The sequence below is a fragment of the Klebsiella sp. GG_Kp175 genome (assembly GCF_040062325.1).
Classification (GTDB): domain Bacteria; phylum Pseudomonadota; class Gammaproteobacteria; order Enterobacterales; family Enterobacteriaceae; genus Klebsiella; species Klebsiella quasipneumoniae.
In genome coordinates this window covers 236672-254313 of record NZ_JBEAFX010000003.1, presented here as the reverse complement: position 1 = coordinate 254313, position 17642 = coordinate 236672, and the positions used below count along the sequence as shown (strand labels likewise).

Sequence of the window (17642 nt, the reverse complement as noted above, 5' to 3'; positions counted from 1 at the left end):
GGAGAAAAAATGAATATCAGCGATGTGGCGAAAAAAACCGGCTTAACCAGCAAAGCGATTCGTTTTTACGAAGAAAAGGGGCTGGTGACGCCGCCGTTGCGCAGCGAAAACGGCTACCGCACTTACAGTCAGCAGCATCTCGATGAGCTGACGCTGCTGCGCCAGGCGCGGCAGGTGGGGTTTAACCTGGAAGAGTGCCGCGAGCTGGTGGCGTTATTCAACGACCCGTCACGCCACAGCGCCGATGTGAAAAAACGCACGCTGGAGAAAGTGGCGGATATTGAGAACCACATTCGCGAGCTACAAAATATGCGCGCGCACCTGCTGGCGCTGGCTGAATCCTGCCCCGGCGACGACAGCGCGGAGTGCCCGATTATCGATAATCTTTCCGGCTGCTGTCATCGCAAGGCGCAGGCTTAACGAACGACGGGTCTGATCCGTAGCGTAATCCCTTCCACGGCGACCACTTCGACTTGACTGCCTGGGGCGAGGTCCTCGTCAGCCATCACCGGCCATGAGCTGTCGCCCACGCGCACGTGGCCGCGGCCGTTTACCAGCGGGGCATCCAGCGTCAAACGGCGGCCTATCAGCTGCTGCCCGCGCTGGTTGAGTTGAGCATCGGCAGGACGCTGCAGTTTGACGCGCTTGCGCAGCCACTTCGACCACAGCCACGCCGCCAGCAGAGTGAGGGCGGCAAACAGCGTGCCTTGCCATTCCCAGCTCAGCGGCAGGAGCCAGGTCAGGGCGCCGGTCACCACGCCGGCGACGCCGCTCCACAGCAGGTATCCGCTGCCGCCCAGCATCTCGGCCGCCAGCAGCAGCCCGCCGAGGCTTAGCCAGAACAGATGAGGGTGGGCGAGGATCATGTCGATCATGATTTTTTCCGATCGCCAGCGCCTTCTTTGATCAGCTCGCTTATCCCGGCGATCGATCCCATCAGGCTGCTGGCATCCAGCGGCATCAGCACCACTTTACTGTTGTTGGCGGCGCCAATCTGCTGCAGCGCATCGGTGTACTTCTGCGCCACGAAGTAGTTGATCGCCTGAATATCGCCTGAGGCGATCGCCGAGGAGACCATCTGGGTGGCGCGGGCTTCCGCTTCAGCGGAACGCTCGCGGGCCTCCGCCTGCAGGAAGGCGGACTGCCGCTCGCCCTCCGCCTTGAGGATCTGCGACTGCTTTTCCCCTTCCGCTTTCAGAATTTCCGCCTGACGCACCCCTTCGGCCTCAAGGATATAGGCGCGTTTGGTACGTTCGGCTTTCATCTGGGCGTTCATCGAGGCGATAAGCTCCGCCGGTGGGCGAACGTCGCGAATTTCGACGCGGGTGATTTTCACCCCCCACGGGTTGGTGGCGTCGTCAACGATATGCAGCAGGCGGGTGTTAATGCTGTCGCGCTGGGAGAGCATTTCGTCCAGCTCCATCGAGCCGAGCACGGTACGAATGTTGGTCATCGTCAGGTTGACGATCGCCTGCTCAAGATTGCTGACCTCGTAGGCGGCCTTTGGCGCGTCAACCACCTGAATAAAGCAAACGGCGTCGATGGTGACGTTGGCGTTATCTCTGGAGATAACCTCCTGTGAGGGGATGTCGAGCACCTGCTCCATCATGTTCACTTTGCGGCCGATGCGGTCCATAAACGGCACGACTAAGCTTAATCCCGGCTGCAGCGTCTGGGTAAAACGCCCGAAGCGCTCCACCGTCCACTGGTAGCCCTGCGGGACGATTTTCACCGCCGCGGCCACAATGACCAGCGCGACGAAAATAAGGATAGGAATAAAAATCAGCATCAAAAACCTCCTGTCTTGTTGCCTGGTGAAGCGCTACAAAGAAATAGCGCGTGTTTAAACTGAGTATATCTTTCTCCACCACCGGGAGAAAGGAAAGTGCGGTAAACTAGCGGTGTTTCAGAAAATAATCAGGAAGCCTCATGAAGGAAAATAACGCGCTTTTGCGTCTCGAGGGTGTGGGATTTAAGACCGACGACGCAGTTATTTTACACAATATCAATCTTGAGCTCAGACCCGGGGAATTTAAGTTGATTACCGGGCCTTCCGGCTGCGGGAAAAGCACCTTGCTGAAAATTATCGCCTCGCTGCTCAGTCCGACCTCCGGACGCCTGTTTTTCGACAATGCCGATGTCGCGACGCTGTCGCCGGAAAGGTATCGCCAGCAGGTCTCTTACTGTGCGCAGACGCCGGCGCTGTTCGGGGATTCGGTTTACGATAACCTGATTTTTCCGTGGCAGATCCGCAATAAACAACCGGATCCGCAGGCGCTGGTGGCCGACCTGCAGCGCTTTGGTCTGGGCGAAAATATGCTGGAAAAATCGATTAATGAACTATCCGGCGGGGAAAAGCAGCGCGTCTCGCTGATCCGCAATTTACAATTTCTGCCGCGCGTGCTGCTGCTGGACGAAATTACCAGCGCGCTGGATGACAGTAATAAACAGAATGTGAATGACATTATTCATGGCTATGCGACGGAAAAGCAGGTCGCTGTTCTGTGGGTCACCCACGATCGCAACGAAATTTCGCATGCCGATGAAGTGATTACCTTGCAGCCTGCCGGCGGAAACATGCAGGAGGTACGGCATGAACGGGCATAACATTACGAACGAATCGCTGGCGCTGTCGATGGTACTGGTGCTGATCGCTATTCTGGTGAGCTATCGGGAAAAGCTGGCGCTGGAAAAAGATATTCTCTGGAGCATCTGCCGGGCGATCGTGCAGCTGATTATCGTCGGCTATGTATTGAAATATATCTTTAACGTCAATCATGCGGTTCTGACGCTGTTGATGGTGCTGTTTATCTGCTTTAACGCGGCGTGGAATGCCAAAAAGCGCAGCAAGTATATCGATAAGGCTTTTGTCTCGTCATTTATCGCCATCACCACCGGCGCCGGGCTGACGCTGGCGGTGCTGGTGTTCTCTGGCTCGATAGCCTTTGTCCCGATGCAGGTGATCCCGATTGCCGGGATGGTGGCCGGGAACGCCATGGTAGCGGTGGGACTGTGCTACAACAATATGGGCCAGCGCTTCAGCAGCGAGCAGCAGCAGATTCAGGAGAAGCTGAGCCTCGGCGCGACGCCGAAAATGGCCTCGGCGCGGCTGATCCGCGACAGCATTCGCGCGTCATTGATACCCACCGTCGATTCAGCGAAAACGGTCGGCCTGGTGAGCTTGCCAGGGATGATGTCGGGGCTAATTTTTGCCGGTATTGACCCGGTAAAGGCGATTAAGTACCAGATCATGGTGACCTTTATGCTGCTGTCGACCGCCAGTCTGTCGACGATTATCGCCGGCTATCTGACCTACCGGAAGTTCTTCAACGCCCGCCATCAGCTGGTGGTGACGCAGCTGAAAAAGCGCCCGTGAACGATCCCGGGTTGCGGCGTTCACGCCTCACCCGGGCGACTAAGGCTAGGTTCCGCATCGTTCGCGTAGCCCGGATAAGCGCAGCGCTATCCGGGGCTGGCAACGGATTAGTACAGCAGCGAATAGAGCTGACGGCGGTATTTGGCGGCCAGCGCATCGCCGGTACCGAGGGCGGCGAGGATCTCCTGCAGCATCTTGCGCGCCTGGCCGTCGCCAGCGCCTAAATCCTTCTGCAGATGGCTGAACAGCAGCGCCAGCGCTTCTTCGTTACGCCCGACCTGATGCAGCTGTAGCGCCAGCTGGGAGGCCAGCTGCGCGTCCTCCGGATTCTGTTCCACCTGCTGCTGCAGCTGCTGGATTTCCGGCGTGTCGGCGGCCTGTTTGAGTAGCTCAATCTGCGCCACCAGACCCTGATAGTGGGTATCCTGATCCTGCAGCGGAATAGTCTTCAGTACGTTTTCCGCTTCATCGGAACGGTGCAGAGCAATCAGCGTTTCCGCCAACAGCAGGCCAATCTGGCTGTCCTGATTCGACAGCTGCCAGGCCTCCTTCAGCAGCGGCAGGGCATCGGCGTATTTTTCTTCCTGCATCAGGGCCAGGGCCTGCTGCGCTTTCAGCTCCTCTTCGCGGGGCAGGACTTTATCCAGCAGGGCGCGGATCGCTTCTTCCGGCTGCGGGCCTTCAAAACCGTCCACTGGTTGGCCGTTCTGGAACAGATAAACCGTAGGGATGGCGCGCAGACCAAACTGTGAAGCGAGCATCTGCTCGGCGTCGCAATCGACCTTCGCCAGCGTAAACTGGCCGTTGTATTGAGCGGCCAGGCGCTCAAGAACCGGGGTCAGCTGTTCGCAGTGCTGGCTGCGGGCAGACCAGAAGTAAAACAGCACCGGGACGTTCATGGACTGCTGTAGCGTCTGCTGCAGGTTCGCTTCGCTAATGTTGACAATATTCTGTTCGGACATGGGCATTTCTCGTTAGTCGATTTCTGTTTTACATGGGGGCGGCATGCCGCGCTTCAACTCAGCCGTGGATAATTTTGTCCATCGCGCGGGCTGGCAGCAGGCGTTTAAGCAGCGCCACCGCGTGGGTGACCAGGGTGACCGGGTAGCGCAGCTTCGGCTTATCGCTGATAAAAGCGTGGCGCACTTTTTCCACTACCGCCTCCGGCCCGAGGGTAAAACGGGCGGCGATGCCCGGGTTTTCAACGGGCTTGTCGCTTTGCGTCTGGTTGACGTTATCGGTAAAGCGGGTGCGGATCGGGCCCGGCTCAATCAGGCTGACCTTGATACCGCTGTGACGCAGCTCCATGCGCAGCGCGTCGGACCATGCCTCGAGGGCGTATTTACTGGCGGCGTAGGCGCCGCGGCCGGGGCTGGCGATAAGCCCCATCACCGACGAGGTCATCACGATGCGACCTTCGCCGTACGGCGTCATCGCTGGCAGCAGCAGCATGGTGAGCTGATGGGCACCGAAAAAGTTAGCGGAAAACTGCTGTTCCATCTGCTGGCGACTGATGGTGTTCAGCGGGCCATAGACGCCGTATCCGGCGTTATTGAACAGGCCGTAGAGACGATTATCGGTCAGCGCAAGCACCTCCGCCGCCGCGCGCTCCACGCTCTGCGGGTCGTCCAGATCGAGCAAAATACCGGTTAGCCCCAGCTCCTGCATCCGCGCCACGTCCTCTGCCTTGCGGCAGGCCGCCAGCACGCGAAAGCCCTGGCGGGTTAAATCCAGTGCGCTTTCCAGACCAATTCCGCTGGAACAGCCTGTCACTAAAACCGTTTTTTGCATAACTTTACCTGTCAGCGACCCCTGGCGTTCAGGAGTCATGATTAACTAAGGGAGCCAGCCGGTTCGCCATCCACTCGGCGATAAACGGCTGCGCGTCGCGATTCGGGTGAATGCCGTCGTCCTGCATCCACTGGGGTTTCAGATACACCTCCTCCATAAAAAAGGGCAGGAGAGGAATAGCGAACTCTTTGGCCAGGGCCGGGTAAATCGCGCCGAAGGCTTCATTATAGCGGCGGCCATAGTTCGCCGGCAGGTGAATTTGCATCAGCAGCGGCTCGGCGTTGGCCGCTTTGATATCCTTAATAATGGTGCGCAGCGTCTGCTCGGTCTGCTGCGGCGGAAAGCCGCGTAGCCCGTCATTGCCGCCGAGCTCAACCAGCACCCAGCGCGGCTGATGCTGTTTAAGCAGCGCAGGCAGACGGGCCAGCCCTTGCTGGGAGGTATCGCCGCTGATGCTGGCGTTCACCACTGGCGTTTTCGCCTGCCACTTCTCATTGAGCAGCGCAGGCCACGCGGCGTTGGCCGCCATCCGATAGCCAGCGCTCAGGCTGTCGCCGAGGATCAGCAGCGTATCCGCCGCCATCGCGCGGCAGGTAAACAGGAACAAAAACAGGAAAGGCACATGCCAGCGGAAAACATACTTGAAGTTCATCATCTTAAGAAGTCCGTCGGTCAGGGGGAGCATCAGCTCTCCATCCTTACCGGAGTTGAGCTGGTTGTCAAACCGCGGCAGACCATCGCCCTGATCGGCGAGTCGGGCTCCGGTAAATCGACCCTGTTGGCGATCCTCGCCGGCCTGGACGATGGCAGCAGTGGGGAAGTATCGATGCTGGGCAAACCGCTGCATCGGATGGATGAGGAGGCGCGGGCGGCGCTGCGGGCGCAGCACGTCGGTTTTGTCTTTCAGTCGTTTATGCTGATCCCGACGCTCAACGCCCTGGAGAACGTCGAGCTGCCGGCGCTGCTGCGTGGCGCCAGCGATAGCCAGAGCCGGGGCGATGCCCGCGCGCTGCTTGAGCAGCTGGGGCTTGGCAAACGCCTGCACCACCTGCCGGCACAGCTCTCCGGCGGTGAACAGCAGCGGGTCGCGCTGGCCCGGGCCTTCAATGGTCGTCCGGCCATTCTGTTCGCCGATGAGCCCACCGGCAACCTCGATCGCCAGACCGGGGATAAAATTGCCGATCTGCTGTTCTCGCTTAATCGCGAACACGGCACCACCCTGATCCTCGTCACTCACGATCCGCTGCTGGCGGCGCGCTGCGACCGTCGTCTGCGCCTGGTGGATGGCCAGCTGCGGGAGGAAGCATGATCGCCCGCTGGTTCTGGCGCGAATGGCGCTCGCCGTCGCTGCTGATCGTCTGGCTGGCGTTAAGCCTCGCCGTGGCCTGCGTGCTGGCCCTGGGGTCGATAAGCGATCGGATGGAGAAAGGCCTCAGCCAGCAAAGCCGTGAGTTTATGGCAGGCGACCGCACGCTGCGCAGTTCGCGCGAGGTGCCCGCTGAGTGGATCGCGCAAGCGGGCCAGTCAGGGCTGAGCGTCAGCGAACAGCTGAGCTTCGCCACCATGACCTTTGCGGGCGATACGCCGCTGCTGGCGGACGTCAAGGCGGTGGATGACCGCTATCCGCTGTATGGCACTCTCGAGACGCAGCCGCAGGGGCTGAAGCCCCAGGCGGGCAGCGTGCTGCTGGCGCCAAGGTTGATGGCGCTGCTGAACCTGAAAACCGGCGATACGATTGACGTTGGCGACGCCACGCTGCGCATTGCCGGGGAAGTGATTCAGGAGCCGGATGCGGGGTTCAACCCCTTCCAGATGGCGCCGCGGCTGATGATGAATATGGCCGACGTGGCAAAGACCGGCGCCGTGCAGCCCGGGAGTCGCGTCGCATGGCGCTATAAGTTCGCCGGCGACGCTGAACAGCTGGCCAATTATGAGCAGTGGCTGCTGCCGAAACTCGGCCCGGAGCATCGCTGGATTGGTCTTGACCAGGACGACAGCGCGCTGGGCAAATCCCTCGAACGCTCGCAGCAATTCCTGTTGTTATCCGCGCTGCTGACGCTGCTGCTGGCCGTCGCGGCGGTGGCCGTGGCGATGGGCCACTACTGCCGCAGCCGCTACGATCTGGTCGCCATACTCAAGACGCTGGGCGCCGGACGGGCGCAGCTGCGCAAGCTGATTGTCGGCCAATGGCTGCTGCTGTTGACGCTGTCGCTGATAACCGGCGGGGCAGCAGGGCTAGCGCTGGAGCGCCTGCTGTTGCTGATGCTCAAACCGGTTCTGCCCGCCACGCTCCCGCCGGCCAGCGGCTGGCCGTGGCTGTGGGCGGTGGGCGCGACCGGCGTGATTTCCCTGCTGGTGGGCCTGCGCCCCTATCGGCTGCTGCTGGCGACCCTGCCGCTGCGGGTGCTGCGCCAGGACGTGGTGGCTAACGTCTGGCCGCTGAAAATCTGGATCCCGACGGTCAGCGCCGTGGTGGTGGGCCTGCTGGCGTGGCTGATGGGCGGCAGCCCCCTGCTGTGGTCGGTGCTGGCCGGGGCGGTGGTGCTGGCGCTGCTGTGCGGCCTGGTGGGCTGGGGATTGCTGTGGCTGCTCAAACGCCTGACGCTCAGCGCCTTGCCGCTGCGTCTGGCGGTGAACCGCCTGCTGCGCCAGCCGTGGTCGACCCTCAGCCAGCTGGCGGCGTTTTCCCTGTCGTTTATGCTGCTGGCGCTGCTGCTGGTGCTGCGCGGCGATCTGCTCGACCGCTGGCAGCAGCAGCTGCCCCCGGAGAGCCCAAACTACTTCCTGATCAATATCGCCCCTGAGCAGATAATGCCGGTGAAGACCTTCCTCGCCGAACATCAGACGCGGGCGGCGGAATTTTATCCGATCGTCCGGGCTCGTCTGACGCAGATCAACGGCCACTCCACGGACGGGAACAAAGACGAAGCGCTGAATCGCGAGCTTAATCTCACCTGGAGCGAACAGCGTCCGGATCATAATCCGCTGGTGGCCGGCAGCTGGCCGCCGAAGCCGGGCGAGGTATCGATTGAGGAGGGGCTGGCGCAGCGGCTGGGGGTGAAGATCGGCGATACGGTGACCTTTACCGGCGATACTCAGGACTTCAGCGCGAAGGTGAGCAGCGTGCGCAAAGTTGACTGGGAGAGCCTGCGGCCCAACTTCTTCTTTATTTTCCCCTCCGGGGCGCTGGACGGGCAGCCGCAGAGCTGGCTCACCAGCTTCCGCTGGGATAACGGTCCCGCGATGTTGACCCAGTTGAACCGCGAGTTTCCTACAGTCAGCCTGCTGGATATCGGCGCCATCCTGCGTCAGGTCGGCCAGGTGCTCTCCCAGGTCAGCCGGGCGCTGGAGGTGATGGTGGGCCTGGTCACGGCCTGCGGCGTGCTGCTGTTGCTGGCGCAGGTCCAGGTCGGTATGCGCCAGCGGCATCAGGAGCTGGTGGTCTGGCGCACGCTGGGGGCCGGAAAATCGCTGCTGCGCGCCACGCTGTGGGCGGAGTTTGCCCTGCTGGGGCTGGTCTCCGGCCTGGTGGCGGCGATAGGCGCCGAAGTGGCGCTGGCGATGCTGCAGACGAAAGTCTTTGATTTCCCCTGGACGCCGGACTGGCGGCTGTGGGTGATGCTGCCGCTGACGGGGGCGGTGTTGTTATCCCTGTGCGGCGGCGGGCTGGGGCTGCGTTTGTTAAAAGGGAAAGCGTTGTTCCGTCAGTTTAGCCAGTAAGATTATTGCATTTTGATGATGCGCCGCCGTTTTTGGCGGCGCTTTTATTTTAAGCGCACAAATTGATAACTCGTTGATTTTTAAGCGCACAAAACATTAAAAAACCGACAACACGCTGTACTGATTCGCGGTTAATATTCAGCTGGTAAATATAAGGTTGCTTATTAATCAAGGAAAAACTATGGCACATAAAATAAAAGCGCTGGCGATCTCGATCGGCGCAACACTGGTGTTCACTTCATTTGCTTCTCACGCGGAGATCACGCTGCTGAAACAAGATCCGCAGGCGGGCGATCCGTTAAGCCGGCTTAACTTTACCGTCGGCGGGAGTATTCGTCCGCAATTCAACATGATGACCGGCGATGGCGATAAAGGCTCCTATAAGCGTAACGGTTTCGACGGCGGCACTCGTTTCCGCTTCGCGGCGGATTACTACCTGTTCGATGATATTAGCTGGATCAGCTACTACGAACTGGGGGTGAACATTCCGGCGCTGTTCGACTGGGATAACCACTACGCGGAAGGGGCGAACAATACTACCCGCCGCATGCTGTATACCGGCCTGAAAAGCGATACCTGGGGGACGTTAACCTACGGTCAGCAGAACAGTATTTACTATGATGTGGTGGGGGTGAAAACCGATATCTGGGACTACGACATGATCGGCCAGGCGCCGGGCAACGGCATTAACGGCGATTACGATGGTTCTTATCGTTCACGTAATATGCTGAAATATAAGAAAACCGTTGGCGATGTCGATCTTTACGGCTCTTATCTGTTCGAAGACAGCGAATACCTGCCGGGTAACGGTCTGCGCTATAAACGTAAAGGCGGCGGTTCTGTTGGCGCGGACTACCACATCATGAAGGATCTGACCTGGGGGACCGCATGGAACTACACCCGCGCCGAAATGCGCGACCCGTCAAGCGCCGACAGCAAAACCTATGACCAGAACATCGTCGGTACCGCGCTGAGCTGGACCCCGGATAACTGGACCTTCTCCTTCGGCGGCGGCTGGTATCAGAACTTCCTCACCACCAAAAAAACCGATGTGCATAATTACTTCGCCGGCGACGCCTGGGGGATTGAATATTTTGCGGGCTATAAATTCCCGATCAATCAGTATGCCGTTAAATCTATTCAGCCGTACTTTATGGGCGACCGCCTGCAGTACGTGAATGGCCGCAACTACCAGCGTATCGATAACGGTCTGGGGATTAGCTTCCAGCTGGATTATGGTTTCCGCGTTGACTACGAGCACGTGTTTACCTCCAGCACCGACAACCTGGGCGATATGAACCTGGTGCGTCTGCGCTACGACTTCTAAGCGGTCACATCTCCCCGGTCGCGATGCGCTCACCGGGGCTACAAATCGTGCCGACCGGTAGCCCGGCTAAGGCGTTTACGCCGCAAGCCGGGACAATCGAGCATGCGATTACTTCTCCAGCCAGGCGGCGACCTCCTGCCAGCTGCCGCGAAAAATAATCTTCCCGGCTTTTTTCCCCAACTGATAGCGATACATCGGGTCGTAGTATTCTTCCAGTAGCGGCACCAGCCAGGCGAAGTGCGCCTCGGTGCTGGCGGTGCGCTGCTGCTGCGCCAGCGCCTCATCGAGGCGTTCAGTGAGCTGGGCAAAACGCTGCAGCCCCAGGCGACGGCGGATGGCAAACAGGCCGTGATGCAGATACTCGCCGTATGCCTGCCAGCCTTTCTCTTCGCCATACGCGGCGATAAAGTCGCGATACATGCGATCGAAATACTCCTCGCGCAGCCGTTCGAGGCGAACGTCAAACGGATCTTCCACCACCGCCAGCGGCGATTGCGCCATGCGGATGCGCAGGCACTCCGGCAGATGGTTGGCGCCGATCATATGGCCTTCATCTTCCAGCACCCAGCGCGTCTGCTGTTCGGCTTTTTTGAGCAGGCTGACCGCCAGGTGGTTTTCAAAGGTGGCTTGCGGATGCTGCGGCTGTAGCGTGCGGCCAAACGAAGAGCCGCGGTGGTGGGCATGGCCCTCCAAATCGATACCGTCCGGTCGCGAGCAAACCAGCTGGGTTTTGCCGTTGCCGGTGCAGCCGCCAATCAGCACGATCGGCCGCTGTACCAGCGCGTCGGTAGCCTGGATCGCCGCCTGGCGCAGCGCTTTATAGCCGCCGACGATCAGGGGGTAATCCACGCCAGCTTCTTTCAGCCACTGCTGGACAATATGCGAGCGCTGGCCGCCGCGGGCGCAGCACAGGTAACCGTGCGGGTAACGGGCGCATGCTTCCAGCCATGACCGGATCCGGCTGGCGCGCAGATCGCCCTGAACCAGCTTATGGCCGAGCGCCAGCGCCGCTTCCGGCCCCTGGCGCTTATAGCAGGTGCCGACCGCGGCGCGTTCTTCATCATTCATCAGCGGCAGGTTGATCGCCGCCGGCATCGCGCTTTGGCTAAACTCCACCGGGGCGCGTACGTCAATCAGTGGCGTATCGCTGGCGAGAATGGCGCGATAATCCGTCCCATTGGTCATGGGGTATCCTCTGAAGTCAAAACAGAAATGGGCTTTATAGCAAGGGGGGGATTGTACGCGCCTCAAGGTGTGCCGGGGAAGGGGATAGATCAAATCCCCGGCACGAAGAGTTTAGCTGAGCTGCGATTGCGCCCAGAACAGACCGCTGGTGTACTCCGCTGGCAGCAGCGGCTTGATCGCTTCCAGCGTCGCGCTCAGACGGTCAGTATCGCTGTCGGTCAGGTTCAGGTGGCCGACTTTACGACCCGGGCGCACCTCTTTATCGTACCAGTGCAGGTGGACCAGCGGCAGCTTCAGCCAGTCGTAATTGAGATCGGTGCCGATCAGGTTGATCATTACCGACGGGCTGTTAACCACTGGCGGCGGCAGCGGCAGGCCGGTAATCGCTCGCAGATGCAGCTCAAACTGGCTGATGGAGGCGCCATTTTGCGTCCAGTGGCCGCTGTTGTGCACGCGCGGCGCCAGCTCGTTGATCAGCAGTCCCTCGGCAGTGACGAAGCACTCCATCGCCATCACGCCGACGTAGTTCAGCTCGTTCATGATCGCCGTCAGCATGCTTTCCGCTTGCTCCTGCTGGCGGACATTGGCCTGTGGGAAGGCGACGCTGGCGCGCAGAATACCGTCCTGATGCAGGTTGCGGGTCAGCGGGTAGAAGACGGTGCTGCCGTCATGGGCGCGGGCACCCACCAGCGACACTTCGCCGGAGAAGTTAATCCCCTGCTCGACGATGCACTCGCCGTAGTTATCGGCCGGTAGCTGATCGATCTCGTTTTCCCGCAGACGCCACTGGCCGCGGCCGTCGTAACCGCCAACGCGACGCTTAACGATCGCCAGTTCGCCAAGGCGGGCAAACACCGCCGGCCACTCGCTTTTATCCGCCAGCAGCTGCCACGGGGCAGTGGCGAGACCAAGCTTGTCAAACAGCTGCTTTTGCGTCAGGCGATCGGCGATAATCGGGAAGACGTCGCGGTTGACGAACGCCGGGTGGCGGGCCAGCTCGCGGGTGAGGGCGGTTTCCGGCCAGCGTTCAATTTCTGCCGTGATGACGCTCTGCTGGAATGGCACCGCTTCCGGATCGGCTTCCAGACCCACCGGCCAGACGGCGATACCCAGCGGCTCGCCGGCCTGGCGCAGCATGCGGCCTAACTGGCCGTTGCCGAGTACGCATACCTGTTTCATGCCGCACCCCGCGGGTCCGGGTTATCCAGCACTTCATCGGTTTGCGCCTGGCGCCAGGCGCTCAGGCGCTGGTGGAGTTCAGCATCATGCTGGGCGAGGATCTGCGCGGCAAGCAGACCGGCGTTCGCGGCGCCGGCTTTGCCGATGGCCAGTGTGCCGACCGGAATACCGCGCGGCATCTGAACAATGGAGTAAAGGCTGTCGACACCGCTTAAGGCTGCGCTCTGAACCGGTACGCCGAGCACTGGCACCAGGGTTTTCGCCGCAATCATGCCCGGCAGATGCGCCGCGCCGCCTGCCCCAGCAATAATCACCTGATAGCCATTGCTTTCGGCGCTTTCAGCGAAGCTGAACAGCTTATCGGGCGTGCGATGGGCGGAGACCACTTCGACATGGTACGGAACGTTCAGGGCATCAAGAATTTCTGCGGTAAATTGCATGGTAGCCCAGTCGCTTTTGGACCCCATCACGATGGCGATACGCGCCGAATTATTGCGGGAAGACATACGTCTTAAAACTCCTGTGGGTGTGTTTCACACTGCTTTAGAGGCCACAGAGAATAGCATGAACTGCCGGCAAGGAAAACGGTTGCGTGTGCATGGTTAGCCGTCTTTTGTCTCGCTCTGCGATGACGACGATCGCGGCTTATTGGCCTTGATCTCATTCATGCAACAAGTGATAAGCAGTACTAACCCCCAGGGGAGCATCAGGGTACCCATCATCAGTAAATAGATTTGTACCAGTCGGCTCTCGTGAGGGCGAGTACAGAGCAAATAAATGGCATAGAAATAAATAGCCCACGCCAGCATCGCACACCAGACAAACGTCAGCGTGTTGCCGAGAGCGACGCCGATTAAGGCGATATAACTTATCCCTAACGGATTGAGGATCGCGATGATCATTCCCCAGATCAGCGGCTGGCTCCACTTTTTCCTGCTCATGCTCGTTCCTTGAGAGTGATGTTGTGGAAGACTAGCATGCGCAATGCCGGCAGGAGCATACCTCCGTCCAGGCAAGAGGGGATTTCAGAATTGTGCTCGCGCAGGAATTAGAACGGGAAATGGATCAGTTCGACGTCGTCCGGCGTCACCTTCACCATCGAACCTTCGCTGTGCCAGGCGCCGAGTACCACGCGCCATGCGGGCTGGCCGTTGGCCTGCAGGTCATGGACCGCCGGGCGATGGGTATGGCCGTGGATCAGCCACTGCACGTGATGCCGCTCCATGGCGTTAACCACCGCCTGTGGATTCACATCCATAATTTCCATTGATTTGCTGCTGTTGGCGGCTTTGCTGTCGGCGCGCATGCGGGCGGCGATGCGGCGGCGGACAAACAGCGGCAGAGCCAGGAATAGACGCTGGATCCACGGGGTGTGGACTTTCGCGCGAAACGCCAGATAGCCTTGGTCATCGGTGCACAGCGTGTCGCCATGCATAATCAAGACGTCACGGCCATAGAGGTCCAGTCGCTCTTCTTCGGCGAGCAGGATCATCCCGCTCTGACGGGCGAAGCGCTGGCCGACGAGAAAATCGCGGTTGCCGTGAATGAAGTAGCAGGGCACGCCGGCGTCGACGACGGCTTTGATTGCCGTAGCGATTTGCTGATGCAACGGGTTGGGATCGTCATCGCCGATCCACGCCTCAAACAGATCGCCAAGGATATACAGGGCGTCCGCCTGACGGGCTTCCCCCTGTAAAAAACGCAGAAAACCGGCGGTGATCGCCGGTTCTTCTGTTTGCAGGTGCAAATCTGCAATAAAAAGTGTCGCCACGAATTACTCGCTGACGGTGACGCTTTTGATGATCACATCGTCTTTCGGCACATCCTGGTGCATGCCGCTGCGGCCGGTGGCAACCGCTTTGATTTTGTCAACCACGTCCATGCCTTCAACCACTTCCGCGAAGACGCAGTAGCCCCAGCCCTGCAGGCTTTCGCCGGAGAAGTTCAGGAAGTCGTTGTCAACCACGTTGATGAAGAACTGCGCGGTGGCAGAGTGCGGCGCCTGAGTACGGGCCATCGCCAGCGTGCCGCGGGTGTTTTTCAGACCGTTGTTCGCTTCGTTCTGAATCGGAGATTTGGTCGCTTTTTGTTTCATGCCAGGTTCAAAACCGCCGCCCTGAATCATGAAGCCGTTGATAACACGGTGGAAAATGGTGTTGTCGTAGAAACCTTCGCGGCAGTAGTCCAGGAAGTTTTTAACTGTTTCCGGCGCTTTGTCGTCAAACGTTTTGATTACGATATCGCCATGATTGGTGTGGAAAGTAACCATTTTTGCATCCTGTTCCGATGAGTGTGGTGCCAGCACCCGGTGTCGGGTGAGATATAGGGGGGTGTTATAGCATAACCGCGGGGGTCGATGCACCTTGCAATGTGTGCTGCGTCCTGTCTGAATTATGGGTATTATAGAGGCTTCATTACCCACACACGTCTACACGGAATCTTCGATGTTAAAAATTTTTAATACACTGACGCGCCAGAAAGAGGAATTTAAACCTATCCATGCCGGGGAAGTCGGCATGTACGTGTGTGGTATTACCGTTTACGATCTCTGTCACATCGGCCATGGGCGTACCTTCGTCTCTTTTGACGTTGTGGCGCGTTATCTGCGTTTTCTCGGCTATAAGCTGAAGTACGTGCGCAATATCACCGATATCGACGACAAAATCATTAAGCGCGCTAATGAAAACGGCGAAAGCTTTGTCGCGCTGGTCGATCGGATGATCGCCGAAATGCACAAGGATTTTGACGCTCTGAATATTTTGCGTCCCGACAGCGAGCCGCGCGCGACGCATCATATTGCGGAGATCATCGAGATTACCGAGCAACTGATCGCCAAAGGCCATGCCTATGTGGCGGATAACGGCGACGTAATGTTCGATGTGCCGACAGACCCGAACTACGGTTTGCTGTCGCGTCAGGATCTCGATCAGCTGCAGGCGGGGGCGCGCGTCGACGTGGTTGACGTCAAGCGTAATCCGATGGACTTCGTCCTGTGGAAGATGTCGAAAGAGGGCGAGCCAAGCTGGCCGTCGCCGTGGGGCGCAGGCCGTCCGGGATGGCATATCGAGTGCTCGGCGATGAACTGCAAACAGCTGGGCAACCATTTTGACATTCACGGCGGCGGTTCCGATCTGATGTTCCCGCATCACGAAAACGAAATCGCTCAGTCCACCTGCGCCCATGACGGCGAGTACGTTAACTACTGGATGCACTCCGGCATGGTGATGGTCGACCGCGAGAAGATGTCGAAATCGCTGGGCAACTTCTTTACCGTCCGCGACGTGCTGAAGTATTACGATGCCGAGACCATTCGCTACTTCCTGATGTCCGGCCACTATCGCAGCCAGCTGAACTATAGCGAAGAGAACCTCAAGCAGGCGCGTTCGGCGCTGGAGCGTCTGTATACTGCGCTGCGCGGTACCGACAAATCCGTCGATGCGGCGGGCGGCGAAGCCTTCGAAGCACGCTTTATCGAGGCGATGGACGATGACTTCAACACCCCGGAAGCCTACTCGGTGCTGTTCGATATGGCTCGCGAAGTGAACCGTCTGAAAACCGAGGACGCGGCCGCGGCGAACGCCATGGCGGCCCACCTGCGTAAGCTTGCGTCGGTGCTGGGGCTGCTGGAGCAGGAGCCGGACGCCTTCCTGCAGAGCGGTGCGCAGGCTGACGACGCGGAAGTGGCGGAAATTGAATCGCTTATCCAGCAGCGTCTGGACGCGCGTAAAGCGAAAGACTGGGCGGCGGCGGATGCGGCGCGCGATCGTCTTAACGAGATGGGTATCGTGCTGGAAGATGGCCCGCAGGGCACCACCTGGCGCCGGAAGTAAGCCATAAAAAACGCCCGCTTAAGCGGGCGTTTTCCTTTTCGCTGTCAGGCCGTGACGGTGACGCTCTGGCCTTCAAAGCTCACTGTCTGACCGGCGACGATTTTGCAGCGTTTGCGAGTTTCCACCGCGCCGTCGACTTTTACCAGCCCGTCGGCGATGGCGATCTTCGCCTGGGCGCCGCTTTCGCTCCAGCCTTCGAGTTTCAGCAGATCGCACAGCTCAACGTGCGGGTGTTTTCCTAAGGAAAATGTCGCCATCTCAGGCCTCCTCAACGTCGTGGTACTCTTCGCACGCCTGCAGCGTGTTCTGAATCAGAGTGGCGACGGTCATCGGGCCAACGCCGCCGGGAACCGGGGTGATGTAGGACGCGCGTTCAGCGGCATCTTCATACACCACGTCGCCGACCACTTTGCCGCTTTCCAGACGGTTAATGCCGACATCGACCACAATCGCCCCTTCTTTGATCCATTCGCCAGGAATAAAGCCCGGTTTACCCACCGCGACGATCAGCAGGTCGGCGTTTTCGACATGATGGCGCAGGTTTTTGGTAAAGCGGTGGGTGACGGTGGTGGTGCAGCCGGCCAGCAGCAGCTCCATGCTCATTGGGCGGCCGACGATATTGGAGGCGCCAATGACCACCGCATTCAGGCCGTAGGTGTCGATATTGTAGCGTTCCAGCAGCGTCACGATACCGCGTGGGGTGCACGGACGCAGGCGCGGCGCCCGCTGGCACAGGCGGCCAACGTTGTAAGGATGGAAGCCGTCAACGTCTTTATCCGGCGCGATGCGCTCAAGAACTTTGACGTTATCTATCCCTGCAGGCAGGGGCAGCTGAACCAGAATACCGTCGATGGTCTTATCGGCATTCAGGGTGTCGATAAGCTCCAGCAGCTCGGCTTCGCTGGTGGTTTCCGGGAGATCGTAAGAGCGGGAGACGAAGCCCACTTCTTCACATGCTTTGCGCTTGCTGCCGACATAAATCTGCGAGGCCGGGTTGCTGCCGACCAGCACGACGGCCAGCCCAGGGGCGCGTTTTCCGGCCGCAACGCGAGCCTTCACTTTTTCCGCAACCTCAGAGCGTACCTGCTGCGCAATCGTTTTACCGTCAATAATTTTTGCTGCCATCAGAGAGAGGATTCCATCTGTATCTTTACGAAAGGGGGATGAGGATATTTTGTCAGAAGCCGGCCTCGCTGTCAGTCCTCGTTTGCTGTTTTATCCTGTCTGAGGCTAA

At 59.3% G+C, this 17642-nt stretch carries 21 protein-coding genes; 7 read left to right on the top strand and 14 right to left on the bottom strand.

The genetic code is table 11. The features are described from left to right. Positions 1-9: 9 nt before the first annotated feature. On the top strand, positions 10-420 hold the full coding sequence (gene cueR, locus ABLU73_RS07180) for a Cu(I)-responsive transcriptional regulator (protein ID WP_002892208.1): 411 nt from the start codon (positions 10-12) through the stop codon (positions 418-420). Here the strand turns inward: cueR and ABLU73_RS07175 are convergent. Both ABLU73_RS07175 and ABLU73_RS07170 read right to left on the bottom strand, forming a co-directional pair. After that, on the bottom strand, positions 417-875 hold the full coding sequence (locus tag ABLU73_RS07175) for an NfeD family protein (RefSeq protein ID WP_064178018.1): 459 nt from the start codon (positions 873-875) through the stop codon (positions 417-419). The two genes, cueR and ABLU73_RS07175, sit on opposite strands and share 4 nt — an antisense overlap. Beyond that, complete coding sequence (locus ABLU73_RS07170) at positions 872-1789, bottom strand: SPFH domain-containing protein (protein ID WP_004204723.1); 918 nt, start codon at positions 1787-1789, stop codon at positions 872-874. Before ABLU73_RS07170 ends, ABLU73_RS07175 begins: the two co-directional genes overlap by 4 nt. Positions 1790-1929: 140 nt before the next feature. On the opposite strand from ABLU73_RS07170, the gene fetA reads away from it, so the two are divergent. Together fetA and fetB are read left to right on the top strand one after the other, a co-directional pair. After that, positions 1930-2607, top strand: coding sequence for an iron ABC transporter ATP-binding protein FetA (fetA, locus tag ABLU73_RS07165; protein ID WP_004204722.1), 678 nt, complete (start codon positions 1930-1932; stop codon positions 2605-2607). Continuing rightward, complete coding sequence (gene fetB, locus ABLU73_RS07160; protein ID WP_004204721.1) at positions 2594-3376, top strand: iron export ABC transporter permease subunit FetB; 783 nt, start codon at positions 2594-2596, stop codon at positions 3374-3376. Before fetA ends, fetB begins: the two co-directional genes overlap by 14 nt. 107 nt (positions 3377-3483) lie before the next feature. On the opposite strand, the gene ABLU73_RS07155 is transcribed toward fetB, so the two are convergent. The 3 genes from ABLU73_RS07155 to tesA are packed head-to-tail and all read right to left on the bottom strand — an operon-like array spanning position 3484 to position 5819. Continuing rightward, positions 3484-4338: a co-chaperone YbbN gene (locus ABLU73_RS07155; protein ID WP_004204720.1), complete on the bottom strand. Its 855-nt coding sequence runs from the start codon at positions 4336-4338 to the stop codon at positions 3484-3486. Between the two features lie 58 nt (positions 4339-4396). Continuing rightward, on the bottom strand, positions 4397-5206 hold the full coding sequence (locus ABLU73_RS07150; RefSeq protein ID WP_074422217.1) for an SDR family oxidoreductase: 810 nt from the start codon (positions 5204-5206) through the stop codon (positions 4397-4399). Further along, a complete protein-coding gene (gene tesA, locus ABLU73_RS07145; protein WP_025999119.1) occupies positions 5196-5819 on the bottom strand; it encodes a multifunctional acyl-CoA thioesterase I/protease I/lysophospholipase L1 in 624 nt (207 codons plus the stop codon). Before tesA ends, ABLU73_RS07150 begins: the two co-directional genes overlap by 11 nt. On the opposite strand from tesA, the gene ybbA reads away from it, so the two are divergent. Both ybbA and ybbP read left to right on the top strand, forming a co-directional pair. Continuing rightward, positions 5790-6476, top strand: coding sequence for a putative ABC transporter ATP-binding protein YbbA (gene ybbA / locus ABLU73_RS07140; protein ID WP_004146399.1), 687 nt, complete (start codon positions 5790-5792; stop codon positions 6474-6476). The genes tesA and ybbA overlap by 30 nt on opposite strands. Next, on the top strand, positions 6473-8887 hold the full coding sequence (gene ybbP, locus ABLU73_RS07135; RefSeq protein WP_264923935.1) for a putative ABC transporter permease subunit YbbP: 2415 nt from the start codon (positions 6473-6475) through the stop codon (positions 8885-8887). Before ybbA ends, ybbP begins: the two co-directional genes overlap by 4 nt. Here ybbP and ABLU73_RS07130 read toward each other — a convergent pair. Beyond that, positions 8849-8977, bottom strand: a complete 129-nt coding sequence (locus tag ABLU73_RS07130) for a hypothetical protein (RefSeq protein ID WP_032426074.1) — start codon at positions 8975-8977, stop codon at positions 8849-8851. The two genes, ybbP and ABLU73_RS07130, sit on opposite strands and share 39 nt — an antisense overlap. A gap of 91 nt (positions 8978-9068) precedes the next feature. On the opposite strand from ABLU73_RS07130, the gene ABLU73_RS07125 reads away from it, so the two are divergent. After that, the gene (locus ABLU73_RS07125) at positions 9069-10214 is read left to right on the top strand and encodes a porin (protein WP_017898882.1); all 1146 of its coding nucleotides are present in this window, start codon (positions 9069-9071) and stop codon (positions 10212-10214) included. 108 nt (positions 10215-10322) lie between these two features. On the opposite strand, the gene mnmH is transcribed toward ABLU73_RS07125, so the two are convergent. The 6 genes from mnmH to ppiB all read right to left on the bottom strand — a co-directional run bounded on the left by mnmH (position 10323) and on the right by ppiB (position 14847). Next, positions 10323-11399: a tRNA 2-selenouridine(34) synthase MnmH gene (gene mnmH / locus ABLU73_RS07120; protein ID WP_064188059.1), complete on the bottom strand. Its 1077-nt coding sequence runs from the start codon at positions 11397-11399 to the stop codon at positions 10323-10325. 111 nt (positions 11400-11510) lie between these two features. Next, positions 11511-12578, bottom strand: coding sequence for a 5-(carboxyamino)imidazole ribonucleotide synthase (gene purK / locus ABLU73_RS07115; protein ID WP_004204712.1), 1068 nt, complete (start codon positions 12576-12578; stop codon positions 11511-11513). Then, the gene (gene purE, locus ABLU73_RS07110; RefSeq protein WP_004204711.1) at positions 12575-13084 is read right to left on the bottom strand and encodes a 5-(carboxyamino)imidazole ribonucleotide mutase; all 510 of its coding nucleotides are present in this window, start codon (positions 13082-13084) and stop codon (positions 12575-12577) included. The genes purK and purE overlap by 4 nt, the downstream gene beginning before the upstream one ends. 96 nt (positions 13085-13180) lie before the next feature. Then, complete coding sequence (locus tag ABLU73_RS07105; RefSeq protein WP_049117071.1) at positions 13181-13519, bottom strand: hypothetical protein; 339 nt, start codon at positions 13517-13519, stop codon at positions 13181-13183. Positions 13520-13626: 107 nt separating this feature from the next. Next, entirely contained in the window at positions 13627-14349 is a 723-nt protein-coding gene (gene lpxH / locus ABLU73_RS07100) for a UDP-2,3-diacylglucosamine diphosphatase (RefSeq protein ID WP_004204708.1), read from the bottom strand. Positions 14350-14352: 3 nt separating this feature from the next. After that, positions 14353-14847, bottom strand: coding sequence for a peptidylprolyl isomerase B (gene ppiB, locus ABLU73_RS07095; protein WP_004151319.1), 495 nt, complete (start codon positions 14845-14847; stop codon positions 14353-14355). A 175-nt stretch (positions 14848-15022) separates the two neighbouring features. On the opposite strand from ppiB, the gene cysS reads away from it, so the two are divergent. Next, positions 15023-16408 (top strand): cysteine--tRNA ligase, encoded by a 1386-nt coding sequence (cysS, locus tag ABLU73_RS07090; protein WP_004204706.1) that lies wholly within the window; start codon positions 15023-15025, stop codon positions 16406-16408. A gap of 44 nt (positions 16409-16452) precedes the next feature. Here the strand turns inward: cysS and ybcJ are convergent, their stop codons facing one another. Continuing rightward, entirely contained in the window at positions 16453-16665 is a 213-nt protein-coding gene (gene ybcJ, locus ABLU73_RS07085) for a ribosome-associated protein YbcJ (protein WP_004143016.1), read from the bottom strand. A gap of 1 nt (position 16666) precedes the next feature. Next, a complete protein-coding gene (folD, locus tag ABLU73_RS07080; RefSeq protein ID WP_004143017.1) occupies positions 16667-17533 on the bottom strand; it encodes a bifunctional methylenetetrahydrofolate dehydrogenase/methenyltetrahydrofolate cyclohydrolase FolD in 867 nt (288 codons plus the stop codon). Positions 17534-17642: the final 109 nt, after the last annotated feature.